Source organism: Photobacterium ganghwense (assembly GCF_003025595.1).
Taxonomy (GTDB): Bacteria; Pseudomonadota; Gammaproteobacteria; order Enterobacterales; family Vibrionaceae; genus Photobacterium; species Photobacterium ganghwense.
The window spans coordinates 966,499-982,907 of sequence record NZ_PYMI01000002.1; the positions used below are offsets into that span (position 1 = coordinate 966,499).

General features: G+C 49.3%; 15 protein-coding genes. 5 read left to right on the plus strand and 10 right to left on the minus strand.

Annotated elements, in window-relative coordinates; translation table 11 throughout:
- Positions 1 to 194: 194 nt before the first annotated feature.
- On the minus strand, positions 195 to 1,172 hold the full coding sequence (locus C9I92_RS10145; protein ID WP_047884432.1) for a GlxA family transcriptional regulator: 978 nt from the start codon (positions 1,170 to 1,172) through the stop codon (positions 195 to 197).
- A 122-nt stretch (positions 1,173 to 1,294) separates the two neighbouring features.
- On the opposite strand from C9I92_RS10145, the gene C9I92_RS10150 reads away from it, so the two are divergent.
- Together C9I92_RS10150 and C9I92_RS10155 are read left to right on the plus strand one after the other, a co-directional pair.
- Entirely contained in the window at positions 1,295 to 3,142 is a 1,848-nt protein-coding gene (locus C9I92_RS10150) for a beta-ketoacyl synthase (RefSeq protein ID WP_047884431.1), read from the plus strand.
- Positions 3,143 to 3,267: 125 nt separating this feature from the next.
- Positions 3,268 to 4,107, plus strand: coding sequence for a PfkB family carbohydrate kinase (locus C9I92_RS10155; RefSeq protein ID WP_047884430.1), 840 nt, complete (start codon positions 3,268 to 3,270; stop codon positions 4,105 to 4,107).
- 130 nt (positions 4,108 to 4,237) lie between these two features.
- Here C9I92_RS10155 and C9I92_RS10160 read toward each other — a convergent pair whose 3' ends face one another.
- The 6 genes from C9I92_RS10160 to C9I92_RS10185 form a co-directional block, all read right to left on the minus strand.
- Positions 4,238 to 5,266, minus strand: coding sequence for a DUF2955 domain-containing protein (locus C9I92_RS10160; RefSeq protein WP_047884429.1), 1,029 nt, complete (start codon positions 5,264 to 5,266; stop codon positions 4,238 to 4,240).
- 12 nt (positions 5,267 to 5,278) lie between these two features.
- The gene (locus C9I92_RS10165; RefSeq protein ID WP_047884428.1) at positions 5,279 to 6,337 is read right to left on the minus strand and encodes an HlyD family secretion protein; all 1,059 of its coding nucleotides are present in this window, start codon (positions 6,335 to 6,337) and stop codon (positions 5,279 to 5,281) included.
- A gap of 133 nt (positions 6,338 to 6,470) precedes the next feature.
- Positions 6,471 to 6,968 (minus strand): transcriptional regulator SlyA, encoded by a 498-nt coding sequence (gene slyA, locus C9I92_RS10170; protein ID WP_047884427.1) that lies wholly within the window; start codon positions 6,966 to 6,968, stop codon positions 6,471 to 6,473.
- Between the two features lie 310 nt (positions 6,969 to 7,278).
- Positions 7,279 to 8,577, minus strand: a complete 1,299-nt coding sequence (locus tag C9I92_RS10175; RefSeq protein WP_047884426.1) for a DEAD/DEAH box helicase — start codon at positions 8,575 to 8,577, stop codon at positions 7,279 to 7,281.
- Between the two features lie 233 nt (positions 8,578 to 8,810).
- Positions 8,811 to 9,524 carry a glycerophosphodiester phosphodiesterase family protein gene (locus C9I92_RS10180; RefSeq protein ID WP_047884821.1) on the minus strand — a complete coding sequence of 238 codons (714 nt, stop codon included), beginning with the start codon at positions 9,522 to 9,524 and terminating at the stop codon, positions 8,811 to 8,813.
- Positions 9,525 to 9,931: 407 nt separating this feature from the next.
- Positions 9,932 to 10,198, minus strand: a complete 267-nt coding sequence (locus C9I92_RS10185) for a hypothetical protein (RefSeq protein ID WP_047884425.1) — start codon at positions 10,196 to 10,198, stop codon at positions 9,932 to 9,934.
- A gap of 387 nt (positions 10,199 to 10,585) precedes the next feature.
- Here C9I92_RS10185 and C9I92_RS10190 point away from each other — a divergent pair, with 387 nt between their 5' ends.
- From C9I92_RS10190 to C9I92_RS10200, 3 genes are all read left to right on the plus strand, one after another.
- Positions 10,586 to 11,164: a nucleoside triphosphate pyrophosphohydrolase family protein gene (locus C9I92_RS10190; RefSeq protein WP_047884424.1), complete on the plus strand. Its 579-nt coding sequence runs from the start codon at positions 10,586 to 10,588 to the stop codon at positions 11,162 to 11,164.
- A 176-nt stretch (positions 11,165 to 11,340) separates the two neighbouring features.
- Positions 11,341 to 12,693, plus strand: coding sequence for an MATE family efflux transporter (locus tag C9I92_RS10195; RefSeq protein ID WP_047884423.1), 1,353 nt, complete (start codon positions 11,341 to 11,343; stop codon positions 12,691 to 12,693).
- A gap of 39 nt (positions 12,694 to 12,732) precedes the next feature.
- Complete coding sequence (locus C9I92_RS10200) at positions 12,733 to 13,539, plus strand: alpha/beta fold hydrolase (protein ID WP_047884422.1); 807 nt, start codon at positions 12,733 to 12,735, stop codon at positions 13,537 to 13,539.
- Positions 13,540 to 13,667: 128 nt separating this feature from the next.
- Here the strand turns inward: C9I92_RS10200 and C9I92_RS10205 are convergent, their stop codons facing one another.
- The 3 genes from C9I92_RS10205 to C9I92_RS10215 all read right to left on the minus strand — a co-directional run bounded on the left by C9I92_RS10205 (position 13,668) and on the right by C9I92_RS10215 (position 16,255).
- Entirely contained in the window at positions 13,668 to 14,465 is a 798-nt protein-coding gene (locus C9I92_RS10205) for an alpha/beta fold hydrolase (RefSeq protein WP_047884421.1), read from the minus strand.
- A 256-nt stretch (positions 14,466 to 14,721) separates the two neighbouring features.
- Positions 14,722 to 15,090 carry a YgiW/YdeI family stress tolerance OB fold protein gene (locus tag C9I92_RS10210; RefSeq protein WP_047884420.1) on the minus strand — a complete coding sequence of 123 codons (369 nt, stop codon included), beginning with the start codon at positions 15,088 to 15,090 and terminating at the stop codon, positions 14,722 to 14,724.
- Positions 15,091 to 15,361: 271 nt separating this feature from the next.
- Positions 15,362 to 16,255 (minus strand): CPBP family intramembrane glutamic endopeptidase, encoded by an 894-nt coding sequence (locus tag C9I92_RS10215; RefSeq protein ID WP_248827367.1) that lies wholly within the window; start codon positions 16,253 to 16,255, stop codon positions 15,362 to 15,364.
- Between the last annotated feature and the right edge of the window lie 154 nt (positions 16,256 to 16,409).

Consider the following 16,409-nt stretch of genomic DNA (forward strand, 5'->3'; position numbering starts at 1 on the left):
GCACTCTTACCTAGCATAGTGATATTCGACAAAGTGCATGTGTATCAATGGCGAAACATCCTAGCGGAGAGTTTAACGTTTCTGGTCCGTTTGGCCTTGATCGTGCCATCATGTTGATTTGGTACCGTTTACTACTGGAAGATTGTTACCAGTTACCAGTTACCAGTTACCAGTTACCAGTTATGAGAAATGACTCACGGGTTGTATGTTTTGGCTTTTACCATTCGACGATACTGGCTTGGCGTCAGTAAAAACTGCTGATGGAAGCGGGTTGAAAAATGATAGGCATCTTTATATCCCACTTGCTCGGCAACATCCTGTACTGACATTCCGACATCGCGTAATAACTGTTGGGCGGTTTCCATACGGATACGCTGCAGGTACTGGTGCGGCGTTTCGCCGACCTGATCCTTGAACTTCCGGTTAAAACTTCTCAGCGGTAACTGACAATGATCGGCGACACTCTGGGCTGTAATGGGTTTATCGAGATTTCGTTTCATCCAATCCTGCGCCAGCGCAATTGACTCATCAAACTGTAATTGGCCACCGATTTGGTAGAAAGGCTGCTGAGTCGACTTTGAAATTTCATGCCCATAATGGGTTTCAATAGTTTTGGCGATTTTCTGGCCGTACTTTTCCGCAATCAGATACAGCACCATTTCGGTTTGGGAGTTAATACTGGTGGTGCAGTAAATGCCATTGGCTGCGGTAATTGAGGCTTTTCGGTGTAACGTGATTTTCGGGTAACGTGCCGCGAACTTGTCATAATAATACCAGTGTGTGGTAGCAACTTGTCCGTCGAGCAGACCTGTTTCAGCCAGCCAGGTGACACCGGTCCCCGTGGCCATCAATTTGGCTCCTTTTCGGTAGTGGGTGCGCAGCCAGGGCACAATTTCCGGGTTATGGTGAAGGGAGCGCAGGGGGTTTCCCCACATGGGTGGCACAATCAAAATGTCAAACGTCGCTTCATCCTGATAGGTGATATCCGGCTGCAACCGTAATCCGGCCGTGGCTTCTGTGGGTGCCAGGGTTGGCGCAATCAACCGGATTGAAAAGGGGGAACGACGTTGTTCATTTCGGGCGCGAAGGCTGGCAGCACTGCTGAGCATTTCTGCGGCCAGTGATACTCCTGTAATGAGCGCCTGAGGAAAAAGTAAAAAACCAACGTTCATGCTGACTCCAATCACACGGCCAATATTGGCGCAAATTTCAGTGATAATGGCATAGATGTTAGGTGAATGAACAGTGTAAAGTGATAATCTAGTGCCACTCCACATGAACAAGTAGGTTTAGGATGTCAAAATTACCCGTAATTGTCGGATTCGGCGGAATCAACGCTGCAGGTCGTAGCTCTGGCTTTCACAGCTACAAGCGCATGGTCGCGGATGTCTTATCCGATGCTGATATGCAGTCAACCTGGCAGGATCTGGCACACCGCATGGGGCTGTCTGATGGCACTGAACCTGATGCTGAAATCATTGAGGCCATCAAAGCTGGTACTCTGGTGCGCCGAATCGAATCTTTTGACCCTGATAACCTTCTGTACCAATACAAAACCACGCTGAACAGCAGTGAAGCGATCCGTTTTAGCATGCGTAAATCCAAACTGCCTGCCGATATTCCGGCTAACTGGCAGGTGGAAGAGCAGGGCAGCAAGGTCAACATTACTGTTACCGGTGAACTGAATGCGCTGCTTGAAGACCGTGTTAGTTTTCCGGTGACCAGCGGTGGCAATATTCCGTCGGGTTTTGAGCCGGGCAAGCTTTATAACTCGCGTTTCCATCCCCGTGGTTTGCAGCTGACTGTCTACGGTGCGTCAGATGCCCTCAACTCGCTGGGTATGGACTGGGAAACTGTCCTTGGCCATATTGAGCCGGATCAGGTGTCGGTATATGCCGGCAGCGCCTTGTCTCAGATTGATGATCATTCCCTGGCGGGTATGTTGGCTGCACCACTGACCGGCGGTCGTGTCAGTTCCAAAATGATGGCGTTATCCTTTGCCGAAATGCCGGCAGACTTCATTAACGGCTACGTCATTAACAGCGTTGGCGCGACCGGAACCAATATGGGCGCATGTGCTTCTTTCCTGTATAACCTGCGCCAGGGCATGCAGGATATTCAGCAGGGCACTGCACGTGTCGCGATCGTCGGCAATGCAGAAGCGCCGGTCGTTGCTGAAGTGATGGAAGGCTTCCGAGTAATGGGCGCACTGGCGGAAGATGCTCAGCTAAAAGCGCTGGATAACAGCGATGAAGTTGACAACCGTCGTGCCTGCCGTCCGTTTTCGGATAATGCCGGTTTTACCATGGCTGAGTCCGGACAGTTTGTGGTTCTGATGGATGATGAGCTGGCACTGGAGCTTGGGGCTACGATTCACGGGGCTGTAGCGGATGTGTTCGTACATGCAGATGCCAATAAAAAATCGATTTCAGCGCCGGGTGTGGGTAACTACGTGACAGTCGCTAAAGCTGCGGCACTGGCTCAGGCCATTCTGGGTAAAGACGGCGTGAAGCAGACGTTTGTTCAGGCTCATGGTACCGGCACACCGCAAAACCGCGTGACTGAAAGTCATATTCTGAACGAAGTCGCCAAGACATTTGAGATTGATGCCTGGCCTGTAGCGGCAATCAAATCGTATGTCGGTCATTCCATGGGTACGGCTCCGGCTGATCAGCTGGTGGCTTCACTGGGCGTGTGGCAATACGGCTGGATTCCCGGTATCAAAACCATCGAAAAAATCGCCGATGATGTTCACCATTCGAACCTGAATATTCTCACCGATCATAAGTTTGCCGGTGAAAAAGGGGAAGACTATAAAGCGGTGATTATCAACGCAAAAGGTTTTGGCGGTAACAATGCTTCAGGGCTGGTTTTATCGCCGCAACAGACCATGACAATGCTGGGCAAAAAGTACGGTACGCAGGCAATGGCACGTTATGCTGACAAAAACGATACGGTTCGTCAGGCAGCGACCGAAAATGACCAAGCGGCATGCATCGGACAGGAGACCATCCGTTATCATTTCGGTGAAGCGGTAATGGACGAAAATTCGGTGACCCTGTGTCAGGATGAAGTGAAGCTTTCTGCGTTTGCTAAAGCGATTCCATTAATTCAGTCAAACCCTTACGCTGACTACAGCTAAGCGGTAAAAAGACAGAGGTCTGAATTTAACAAGCCGTACGTGATCGCGTACGGCTTTTTTGTCATTATTTTCTGTCACACTCAGATTGAATAACTGGGAATAATAATTCTAACGGAGAGAAGCAGTTGGCGAAGATCATGTTGATCGCAAACCTGAATTGCGATCGGGTGTTGCAATTGGAAGAACCGCTGGTAACCGGTGGACGCCATCACTATCAGGATAAAGGACGTCGGCTGGGGGGCGGTGGCGCAAATACCGGGCTGGGGCTGATCTGGGCGGGTCATCAGGTGGCATTAGTCAGCCAGGTAGGAAAAGATGAGACGGCGGATTGGCTGTTGGCTGAAGCCAGCTTGTTGGGGCTTAACTGCAGTTTGTTGCACCGCAATGACGTACCAACCCCGGAGCTGTTATTGATGATGACACCCGATGGCGAGCGAACGATCGTGCGCCCGCAACGACCACCGTTTACTCTGGATTCGCCGCCTGACTTTTCCTCTTGGGATGCGCTGTACATTAATTCATCGGCACAGGGCTGTGAACGCTGGGCACAGGCTGCGTTGCCTCATACACTGGTGATAGCACAGCTGGCAAAAGATGATCGCAGCAGACCTTGCCATGTGCTGATTACGTCACGTTCTGACTGGCAGGGCCGAACAGCGTTGACCCCTTGGGAATACGGGTTGTCGATCGCCGGTCGTTCACTGCGTTACATGGTCGTCACTGATGGCCCGCGTGGTGCCACGGTCTTTACTGCGGAAGATGTGGTTTCGGTTCCTGCTGTCGCGGCGGAAGTGGTGGATACCACTGGTGCCGGTGATGCGTTTGCTTCAGGTCTGATTCATGCTTTGGTCAGCGGGCAATCCATTGTGGAAGCGATGCGTGAAGGTGCGAAATGGGCATCATTTGCCGTCAGTACACAAAGCTCAATTCCTGGTGAAGCCTTAAAGGCATACCTGCACGCCTAAACCATGCCGCTAAGCGTTGTATCGTTTTGGGTCTGTTGCATGTTACCCGATTCTGGGCATAAAAATCCGGCATCTGAGGTGCCGGATTTTTTATTCTGATACAGAACCTGCGATGTTGCGTGTGAAAACGCTAGTACCCGTAGTGAGTGCTTTCAAAGCTGTTCAGCAGCCGGTGTACCAGATAGGTCATCAATAACGTGGCGACAATCGCAAAGACGATGCAGCCGACCCGGTACATCGCACTGTAGATCAGGTCATTTGTCGGGGTCAGGTACTGCCCGAACAAAATCCCCAGCGTTGTTAACGCGCCAAACCCGACACCGGAACCGCTGGATTCTTTCACATGCACATAGCTGAACAGCATGGTTCCAATCCATAACAGCGGAATAACAAACAGCAATAAATCTGACCAGTCGTACAACACCAGTTGTCCCAGAATACCAAATGCGACACCCAAAATTGTGCCCATGGCCCGTTTTCGCGCATAACCCAGCGCCCCGTTCCAGTTCATCGGGAACAGCAGCAGAATGGTGGTCGCTTGGGCAGACATGGAATCGTTCAAATCCAGTATCTGGAACACGACAAACGACAGGGTGGCTAACGACGCGCCCAATAACGCCTCATGGCGCATCCTGTGCGACCCTTTGGGCGAAGCCGGAGCCGGTTGCCTTGACGAGACATCAGGCATTAAGAACGTGACCAGATAGGCGATGACGATTGATAATACGCTGGCGAGCAGATTCCCAAAAATCAGTTCATTCAGATCGACCGTCGGGTAACTGGCAAAATGCAGCATGATACTGAGGCTAAGGACACTGTTGGCACCGAATAAAAAGAGGCTGCCTTTCGACATACAGGCAAACTTGTAAAGAAACAGACCAAAGGCCAGCAAAGTCATGATAGCGGGATGACCGCCGAACAACCCGCCAAGAATCCCCACCTCCAGGCCGCAGATAACGCCAGACGCAAGCAGTTGGCGTGCGGCATGGGCATTCATAACCGGTACCATACCCAGCAACAGCATCGGGAAGACGGTGAAAAAGACACCGTAGTTCCAGCCAAAGACTTTACTGATTGTAAAACCCAGCGTTGCCCCGGTGGCGATACGCAGACATTGTCGTAAGTCATTGTCTGTCATGGGGTGATCCCAAAGTCTCATCATGCCTCCGGATTAATAAATGTAATGCAGGGTACTCAGCAGTTTAATTTGCAGGCGGGCAAGCCAGCCCATCAGGTGGCCATCCGGTACTAACTGGACAGTTGCGCGTGCACCTGCCGGGAGTGAGTTCGGCAGATTGCCTGCGACGGTCAAATGAAGACGCATACGCTGTGCGTCCCGAACCCATCGATTCGACACTGTGGGTGTAGCGAGGCTGCCGTCAGCATTAAACTGACCACTGCTGACACCGGCATCCAGGCTGCTGATTTCAGCACGGTACACTTTGCCTGGTTGGCTATCGAAGGCGATCAGCGCGTAACTGTGATCATCGATGCGGCGCAGACTCTTCTCTCTGAAATCGGCAATAATATCCACTTCCGTGTCGACCAGAGCAACCAGTGGCATTCCGGCGGCAGCATATGTTCCGGATTCAAGCTGAAGGTTGGTAATTGCCCCGTCATGTTCAGCCGTTACCTGGGTATAAGAAAGGTTCAGTAACGCTTGTTCCAGCTGATTTTTGGCGATCTGAACGGCCAGGTTTGAATCGTCTGTCGCGCCGCGATTGACTCTCAGCTCCTGTAAACTGGCTTTGGCTGCTGCCAGGTTGGCTCTTGCCGCAGTGGCATCGCTGGTTGCGTCATCACGCTGCTGACCGGATACACCATTTTTCTTAAACAGCGTATTGAACCGGTTCGCTTCACGGGTTTTCTGCTCAGCAATAATCTGTGAAGCCGCTACACGAGCCTGAGCAGCAGCAATTGAGGCATCCAGTTGGGCATTATTTTTTGTGGCTTGTGCCAGATTCAGACGAGCTTGCTCAACGGCCAGTTGAAAAGGGCGTGGATCGATTTCAAACAGTACGTCGCCTTTTCTCACCAGCTGGTTATTGCGGACATAAATTGCGGTGATTTGCCCGCTGATGCGTGGGGCGACTTTAGTTACTGTCCGAGTCGCCATCGCCTGAGGCGTAAGCGGGATGGTCAGATCAGCAACCAGAAAATAGGCAAAAACGAGGACAAACACGACAATGGCGTGTTTAACCCAACGTGCAAATTTTTGATCGGGAGTCATAAGGCTGTTTCTTCTCTTCTATTTTTTATCGTGGTACATGTGTGATTGGTGCGGTGTGCAGAATGGCCGGTCAGGGGATTGCCGGTGATTTTTTTGTCTGCCTGCTTTCACTCGCATTACTCTTTCCCGTTACTCACTGTTTGAGGATGGGGGGAAGCAAAGTGTCTGCTGGAATCGGTTCATTCATGGTGGTAAGCGCATTGTTAGCGATAGTTTCCAGCACCTCGCTAAGCCGCATCAGTTCTTGCTCGGAAATATCCGTGAGCAGGTTACGGCGAACCTGCAGAATCCGGGTTTCCATCTGAGCGATGAGCGTGCGCCCTTCCTCTGTCAGGCTGACAATCCGGGCGCGTTTGTCATGGTCACAACAGTGGCGGACGATCAGCCCTTGCTCTTCTAGCTGTTTCAATGTCCGCATCAGTGAGGCCAACTCGATTTCCAGCGCTTCGGCCAGAGTTTTCTGGCTGATGTTGTCACCAAGGCGTTGCAGCTTCCATAACGCTGTCCAGCGAGGGTGCGTCAGGCCCAGAGGGGCCAATTCACGATCGGCGACCATACGCCAGAGACGTGACACGCGTGCCAGCTGCTCTGCCAGTGATAAATCCTGAAGAATTTTGAGATTGTTAACCATGGTAATGCCTGAAATGAGTGTGATGCGGTAATTACTTAGCCTGCTAAGTAATATAATTTAGTTAGCAGGCTAAGTAAATGGTTTGTGATAAATATCACGTATTTTTATTACCATTATGATTTCAGAATGCAGAGTCAGGCGCACTCAGAGTCAAGTGCACACAGGCGGGAAAAGACGACTGAACAGTAGGAAGGAAAACACTTAAGAAACGGATTTGGAAACTGAAAAGAAAAAGCCGCTGACTGGCAGCGGCTTTTTTGAACGTGTGCTGTAAACTCTTTGGATTTCAGAGTAATAAGCAGCAGCGTGATTATTTTTTCAGTTGGCTGACGCCAGCACGGCTTTTGTTAAGGACAGCGCGACGCAGGCGTGCACGACGCTCTGCATCAGACTGATCGCTCGGGTTGTTTGTACGGCCGCGACGGTCACGGTAAGCGGGTTTGCTGTGCATTTTTTCCAGCAGGGCGTCACGGTTTTTCGGCTCGTAACCAACCAGCTGAATACGGCGAATACGTTGCTTGATCAGGTTTTCAACCTGAACCAGCGTCAGCTCTTCTTCGCGGCTGACAAACGACACGGCATGTCCTTGTTCACCGGCACGGCCAGTACGTCCGATGCGGTGCACGTAGTCTTCGGCCAGGAATGGCATATCGAAGTTAACAACGTGTGGTAGTCCTTTAATATCCAGACCACGAGCGGCAACTTCGGTTGCAACCATTACACGTGCTTTACCTTCTTTGAATTCGTCCAGCGCACGGCGGCGTGCACTTTGCGCTTTATCACCGTGGCAAAGCACTGCTTTGATGCCATCCAGTTTCAGCTCTTTGACCAGTTCATTTGCGGTTTCTTTGTAGTTCACAAAAACCAGCACTTGTTGCCAGTTTTTCTTGCCGATCAATTCTGACAGCAGCTCACGTTTACGTTCCTGATCAACAGGGTATACAACGTGGGCAACGGTTTCTGCGGTAGCATTTTCCGGGCTGACCGAAATGCGTTTTGGTTTTTGCAGGATGTCACCGGCCAGTTTGTTCATCTGGCTGGAGAACGTTGCAGAGAACAACATGGTTTGCGGTTTGGTGCGAATATCACCCATGATCACGCGAATATCACCGATAAAGCCCATGTCAAGCATACGGTCAGCTTCGTCAAAGACCAGAAATTCCAGATTAGCGAGAGAAACGTTTTTCAGTTCCATGTGCTCAATAAGACGGCCTGGGGTAGCGACCAGAATATCGACGCCTTTCTCCAGTTTTTTCTCTTGAGAAGACATTTTAGTACCGCCGTAAATGGCTTCAACGCTGATGTCTGTGTACTTGGTGTAGTCTTCGATGTTCTTCGCAATTTGCGCAACCAGCTCACGAGTCGGAGCCAGAATCAGCGCGCGTACATTAAAGCGGCTACGTTGCTTTGAATTGTCCAGGATCTGCTGAATGATCGGCAGAGAAAACGCAGCCGTTTTACCGGTACCGGTTTGCGCATTGGCAAGAATATCGTTTCCGCGACGAGCGTGTGGAATCGCTTGTTTTTGGATTGGGGTTAATTTCTCGTAGCCGCATTCGGTAAGTGCGCGCACAATTTCCTGAGAAAAGTTTTGTGATGCAAATGACATTCTTATTTCCTAAAGCAGACGTAGCCTGACAAAAATTCGGTCGGTGATTATAGAGGAATAATAGGAGAGTGTGGGGACTATTTTCAGATAAACAGCTAAAAAGTGTCCGTTTATCGCTTATGTCCCCATAATTTGTGCTGGCTAAAGCGCTAGGCAGTACCCAAGTCAGCCTGACCACGATGAACAATCTCTTGTTCTCTGGGATAAACCTCTCAAGCGGCCGTTAAAACGGATTAGCAAACCTGAAACTGATCCGGCTTGTCCGTAATGATATTGTCGACCCCCATTTTGAAAAAGCGGTCGGCTTTCGATGGGGTGTTTAATGTCCAGATTTTTAGGACCAGTCCGGCGGCTTTGATGCTGTCGGCAATGGTAGGAGTCAGTATGTGATGGTCGATGTGAATACTGTACAGGTCCAGCGATTTTAATGAATCGAGGCTGTAGCCGTTCCACACTTCACAAATAAAGCCTCGGCGAACTTCAGGCCATAATGCCTGACAGTGCTCAAGCGCTTCTTTCTCAAAACTTGAAAAAATTAGTTTGTCGACAGGAAAAGCTTTTTGCTGAATAAGTGTAACTACCGCTTTCACCAAGGGTTCAATTTGATGGCGATGGTGGATTTTCAGTTCAAGATTCAGACTCAGGTCCAGTGCCAGGCAAGTATCTAGCAACTCTTCCAGAGTCGGGATAGTCTCGCCCTTAAATGCCGGGCTGAACCATTGTCCGGCATCCAGCGTCTTCAGTTGTGCCATTGTGTGGTCAGCTACTTTTCCTTTGCCGTTACTACAACGGTTCAGTGTTTCATCGTGGAAGACAATAGGAACACCATCAAGGCTTAACTGAGTGTCCACTTCAATCCAGGAAACGCCGGATTCAGCGGCTTTTCTGACACTGGCGAGGGTATTTTCGGGAGCAAGCGCTGCCGCGCCGCGGTGACCTGAAATCATCATAGTATTTTACAACTGCCTTTGAATAAGTACGGATAAGCGCCGTGCCGATATGCCAAGCAGGGGGAACCCCAAAGTCTTCATATATCATACATATCGGTTGGATATGATAAGTATTATACGTCCAGTCACATAAAGGAAATATGACATTCTGCCTGCTGAAGCGAATTATATATTGGTAAGAAGGTAAAAGCGTGATGGGGTTGCCAGACAAGGAGGCATGCCAGTGCAGAACTGGCAAGCGGTCAAGTAGGTGTATTAGTCGGGTCGGAAGCAGCAGTTAAATCAGGAACAGAAAGGGGGATGGCGCACAGTACATTGCTGGCAGCTCTTGTCCCTTTATCGAATCAGAATAGCGTCCCGGTATGTAGGGGAGGACGCGACTGAATCTTGTCCGTCTTCAACTGTTAGTCAACCGATGCCTGTTCCGTTTCCTTGATATTCTTTGTTTCTTGAATATTTGTTGTTTTTTGGATATTCGAAGTTTCTTGAGCCCTAGGGGTGTCCTGAACATCTGTCATGTCATCGTCGGTGTGGCCGCCGATTGGCACAAAGTACGTACGCTGACAGTGAGTGCAGCGAAACTTTTGCTGGTTACGATGAGAGATGGATTTCTCCCAGAACTGGCGTTTTATTCGTATATCGTGACTTTTCACTCCGCAATATTTACACATGCTGACCTCCTTGTTGCGGCATTCATTACGGCTTAAATATTCGGATTGTTGATACAGGCAGTGCTACGTAATCAACAATGCCTGTGATCTAATACACTTTAGTATGCGAACAATTGCAATTCAATGGCATAAATATGATGTACGCTAGACAAATTTACTTGCTTGCAAAAATGTGAACTGCTGGTAACAAAATGGCTTTGGTGATTGAAGATGGATTTCTTGATCCCATCAAGTGAAGCAATACGGTATACTGCGTGATTTCGTCATGCTTTCCGGATACTAACGGTTGTTGCTGTCGTATGGTTGAGCCAAAAGGTTTGTTATACGGTCTGTCAGTCTTGTGTTGTATGGTCTCCGGAAGGTCAGTCTCTATAAAAGGAAACCTTCATGAAGCTGTCTGTATTAGATCAAGCGTTGTTTGACCACCTGTACCGTGATATCCGCGAATTTCGCAGCACTTTTGATTTAGACATTGAGTCGGCTTCGACCTTGAATGAGCAGGCAGATGCGCTGCATACGTCCTTGGCTGTGGAAGAGATGACTGAACTGGCGGAAGCTGATTCACTGGTTGAGCAAGCCGATGCAATTGTGGATTCTGTTTATGTCCTGATGGGGCGCCTGGTACACCTGGGTGATAACAAGGTTGAAGCCAATATCGGTATCAGCTATCTGATTGATCTGCTTCTGCAAATTGCTCAGCGCCTGGGCTTTGATTTCGTGTCATGCTGGGATGAAGTTCACTCAAGCAACATGAGCAAAGTGTGTCGCACCGAGCAAGAGTTTGAAGAGACGAAAGCCCACTATGCTGCACAGGGTGTTGAGATTGTTGGTAGTCAGAAAGGCGAGTACATTATCGCTAAATGTGCAAAAGACGTTGATCTGGATGGAAAACTGATCCGCCAAGGTAAAGTATTGAAATCTATCTACTATCGTCCAGCCAATCTGGTTCAGCTAGTGACCCAGTAATACCATTCACTGCCGAAGCGCATTGAATGTGCCCGAGGATTAACCACCTCGGGCAATATCCCACCAAAGTCTCATTTCAAGTCTGAAAGTTATTTTCTTGTTACTTTAGCTCCGAGAGAAAAGTCCGTAGACTATGCACCCATTAAAAGAATTCTAAACGGTAGCAAAAGTCAGTTATGGTCTCTCAAACATCCTGCCGTACGAGGCAGTCACATCCCGGACTTGGCCGTCAGCTTTATCAAATGACCTGGCCCATGTTGTTCGGCGTCTTATCTCTGATGAGTTTTCAGTTGGTTGATAGTGCGTTTATCGGTCAGCTTGGCGTTTTACCTCTTGCTGCTCAGGGATTTACGCTCCCTATGCAAATGGTGATTATCGGTCTTCAGGTCGGGCTGGGTATCGCCACGACATCACTTATTTCCCGGATTCTCGGGCAAGGCGATGAACAACGCGCTAAACAGTTGGGCGGGCTGGTGGTCATTACCGGCGCTATCAGTGTACTGGGCGTGTGCCTGCTGATCTGGGTCAGTCGCGGCGCCATATTGTCTCTGCTAAGCGCACCTGATGATGTTTATCCTGTGGTTGATCAGTATTGGCCGGTTTGGCTATTGAGTGCCTGGACCGGTGCAATGGTTTATTTTGCCTACAGCCTGTGCCGGGCGAATGGTAATACCATGTTGCCGGGGATCATGATGGTGATCACCAGTCTGCTGAATATTGTGCTTGACCCACTGTTTATCTTTACCCTGGATATGGGATTGGTTGGTGCTGCGTGGGCCACGGTCATTTCCTTTACGATTGGTATGCTGGTGGTGTTCCCTAAAGTGTTACAACGTCATTGGATGAGCTTCAATTGGGAAGGTCTGGATATTTCTGCATCCATCAAAGAACTGGTTCACATCATGGCACCAGCCATGATGAGTCAGCTGTTACCGCCGTTGTCGTCGATGCTGGCAACCAAGCTGGTGGCCGGATTTGGTGCGGCGACTGTGGGGGCATGGGCGCTCGGATCACGTTTGGAGTTTTTTTCAATCGTCATTGTGCTGGCTCTGACGATGTCGATGCCACCGATGGTGGGAAAAATGCTCGGCAGTGGGGATACCGATAAAATTAAGCAGCTGATTCGTCTGGCTGTGAAGTTTGTACTGGGATGGCAGCTGGCTGTTGCTGTTATTTTGTTCGTTACTGCGCCTGTGCTGTCTACATTACTGGCGAGTGAGGCTTCAGTTCAGGGCGTTCTGTTGATTCATCTTGCCTGGGTACCTATCAGCCTGGGGCCGTTGGGTATTTGCATGTTGATGGTGTCAGTCTGTAATGCACTGGCGATGCCGATGCGTGCGCTGTGGATTTCAGCATTGCGTCTGTTTGTCTGTTTTCTGCCGGTTTTGTGGCTGGGTTCGCAATTGGGGGGTATTCCCGGACTGTTCATCGGAGCAACGGCAGGGAACATCCTTGCTGGTCTCATGGCATGGCTTTTCTATCAACGCGGTATCAAAACCATTGAGCTGAAATATGCATCAGCATCGTAATGCTCACAGTGAGTACGTTTTAAAAAGGAACCTGAGTGAATGAACACGTTTAATGTCGATACGCAAACAATGCATTACCTGGATGTCGGCCAGGGTCCGGTGCTGGTTTTTGGTCACAGTTACCTGTGGGACAGCAGCATGTGGGCGCCTCAGGTTGATGTTTTGAGTCAGTCTTACCGATGCATAGTTCCGGAGTTTTGGGGACATGGGCAGTCATCCCCTGCGCCAGCCGCAACCCGAAGCCTCAAAGGTTACGCTAAAGACGTGCTGGCGCTGCTTGATACACTCGGCATTGACGAATTTTCATTGGTTGGCTTGTCGTCTGGCGCAATGTGGGCAACTGAAGTCGTGATTGAGGCGCCGGCCAGAGTGACCTCTCTGGTATTGATGGATACTTTTGTCGGTTTGGAGCCTGAAGTCGCGAATATGCGTTATTTTGATTTGCTGAGCCAGGTTGATGAAGCCAAAGGGTTCCCAGATGCTGTGATAGACTATTTCACTGCGATTCAGTTTGGTAATTCTCCGTCAGAATCACTCAAAGATAGCTTCCGTCAGGCGTTGGCAGGTGCTTCTGAAGAGCAAGCTGCGGCACTGGCCCATGCGGGGAGAATGATTTTTGGACGCCGTGATATGTTTGAAGACGCAGAGATGTTCGCTATTCCATCTCTGATTATGGTTGGTGCGCAAGACAAGGTACGCCCGGTTCTCGAATCTCAGCTGATGCATGACGGCATCACAGGCAGTGAATTTTTTCTGATTCCAAACGCTGGTCATATCAGTAACCTTGAGCAGCCAGAGTTAGTTACCGAAAAACTGTCGGACTTCTTCGCCCGTCACGCGCGCTGAGTGCTTGTCAGCCCGAGAGGCAATAAGTTATATGGACAATGAAAAAAGCAGCTATTTGGCTGCTTTTTTATTTCCAGATGTGGTACTGGGAAACGTGTTTTATGTTCTGGAGCCTTAAGCGACGCAGGTCAAGACTGATGTCGAAGAATAAAGTCAATCGAGTGCTGGTTAAATTCGTCCGGACGTTCAACATTACAGACGTGTCCGCAATCTTTCAGCTCAGTCAAATAGCACTGCTCATGTGTTTTGACTAACTCTTTGACCGGTTTAATAAACATATAGTCGTGACTACCCATCAGATACAGAGTCGGAATCGGGATTGCCCGCTCACGAAAATACTTCATCAACGGATTCACATCCGTTGCCAGTTTAAACCAGCGCTTAAATTCTTTTTGGCACAGCTTTCTGGCTTCGTTAATAAACAGATGCCGTGATTCTTTCTGCGCTTTCTGTGGCATCACAATGTACGCGAACAAGCGGTAGAGCCACATATACGGAATGATGTGTTTGCAAAGATTCCCCGCCTTCACTAAACACTGTGATCGAATATCCAGCCGGGTGACAGCGCCACCTAAGACCATGGTTTTCACTCGGTCTGGTGACAATTCGGCTAACTTACGGATGATGATGGTGCCAAGTGATATCCCGACGAAATGGGCCGACTGAATTTTCAGGTGGTTGAGGACATGCACAATGTCTGTCGTGACCGTTTTGAAGGTATAGGGATTTCTGACAACGTCCTGGAAGAGATTGTTAGAACGACCGTGACCGCGCAAATCGAGAAGCAACAGATTGAAATGCTGGCGGTAGGCTTTGAGCTGCTTAAACCAAATAGCCGAGCTGCCTCCGGCACCATGAACAAAAACCACCCACTCCTGGCTGGTTGGATGACGGTAAGTTTTGTGAAACAGTAGGGTACTTGACATCATTTTCCTTCAATAAGTCTGTTGTCGAACTGCATACAACAGGCAGAGGGAGTCTATCACGCTTTCTGGTTTGCTGGTGTCAGGTCGTTTTTTGCTTCTGTCAAAATGTGAGGGGACATCAAGAATAACTTGGGTTTGTTAGCGTGCTGGGGCGAAAATAAGCAGCATCTGTAGCGCGAACGTATGTCTGTTGTTGCAAGAAACGGGAAACAAGAAACAAGCAAGCCCGGTGTGGTGCACCGGGCTTGCTTGTCGCTTACAAAATTTCGATTTTATCGACTTCAATTTCCGGCGTTTTACCACCTTCATATTCACCAAACAATCGGACTTTGGTGTTCGCATCGATTTTCTGTGGCAGATGGATGTCGTCGTCCAGATCAACCTGAATCTGTTGAGTCCCGTCGCTGAAAAGGAACTTCTCTGCGCTAATCTGCTTAATGAGATGGCCTTCGACCACTGCATTGTGTTCCGTAAACATATTGGATGATTCCAGCAAAGACGCGACAGTCACTTTTTCTATCGGGCCGGTGTACTGTACCTGCGTGTTGTGAGCGTTGTTGTCCGCCCATACAGCGGCAGAAGAAAGCAGGGCGGCAGTTGTCATCATCAATACTGTTTTTTTCATTGTTAGTTCTCCGTTTGGTGTATGACTGTATTACACACCATGCGGGCTGAATCCATGATGATCCGGTTGTTCAGCTTCCGTTCATTTTTCCATGAGTTATCATCAACATCGTTATTCATAGTGAGTCATTGAACGTGAAAAACGCCACAGAGGCGACATGTAATAAAGTCGCTTCTGTTGCATGTGGTTTCTACTGTGTAGTTATGACAGCATCTTTTTTGATAGCACCGTTAGACAGTACGGTTGTGAGAGCGTGCCTAAGCAACGTTTTTTATTGCCAGTGGATAGGTAAAAAACACCAGATGAACCAGATTAAAGGCAAAATGAATAAGTACGGCCCAGTGCAACCGACCGCTCCAGTAATAACAGAGGCCGTATAACACCCCAGCCAGTTAGCCAGCAGGATAAACAGTGGACCGCCGGAAAAATGGGCGAACCCAAACAACAGGCTGGCGACCACAATACCGACAGGGGCGCTGAAACGTTGAATTAACAGGCGCTGGATATACCCCCTGAACAGGGCTTCTTCTGCGACACAGGTCAGAAAGAGATTGTTCAGAACAAACAGCCACAGCCATTCAGGTAATGAAAACTCGGGGGCAACCAGTCCTAGTCCCCACGCCAGTGCAGGCAATGCGGCAAACAGGCAGACAAGTATCCAGCGCTGAGACGTTGATGGCACGATACGTTGTCCAAGCATTCCCGGCACCAGTAATAGAAGCGCAAAAAATAATAGCGGCTTATCCAGATTCAGGTGCATGTTGAACGGAACGCTGGCTGGCCCCGTTATCGCTTTTTCCACGACTCTCAGGTTCATGAAGCCGGGAACCAGATGCAAGGCCAGCGACAGTCCCCAGAGAATCACAGCAATATGAATGGCAATACGGATGCCTGCCGGAACAGGTCGTCTGAACACTTGGTGGCTACACGCAGCCAGTCCGATTCCGGTGAGACTGAACAGCAGCGCAGACAATGAGATCTTGCCTAATACCACTGCAAGTATGCCTGTTACAGTGAGCAGAAAAGGCCAGCTCAGCGCGAGTAGTATCTTGCTGGTCTTGGGCTGTAATTCGGTGGGTTGAGGCTGGATAAAAGCCGACATGATGGCAGTGGCCAGGAAGAGCCAGATCAGGCCATATGGCCATAGTTCGTGAGCATAAAACATAAATAGACGTGTTCCGATACGCGAGCTTATTTAAAGGTTTGTTTTTGTTATATTGCGCTGTTTTGTTCAGGCTGCAGGAATATACATCAGTTAATCATTTAAGACTCAACAATCATGGCAGGATTTTGATGAAAAAATGAAGCTGTAAGGTAAA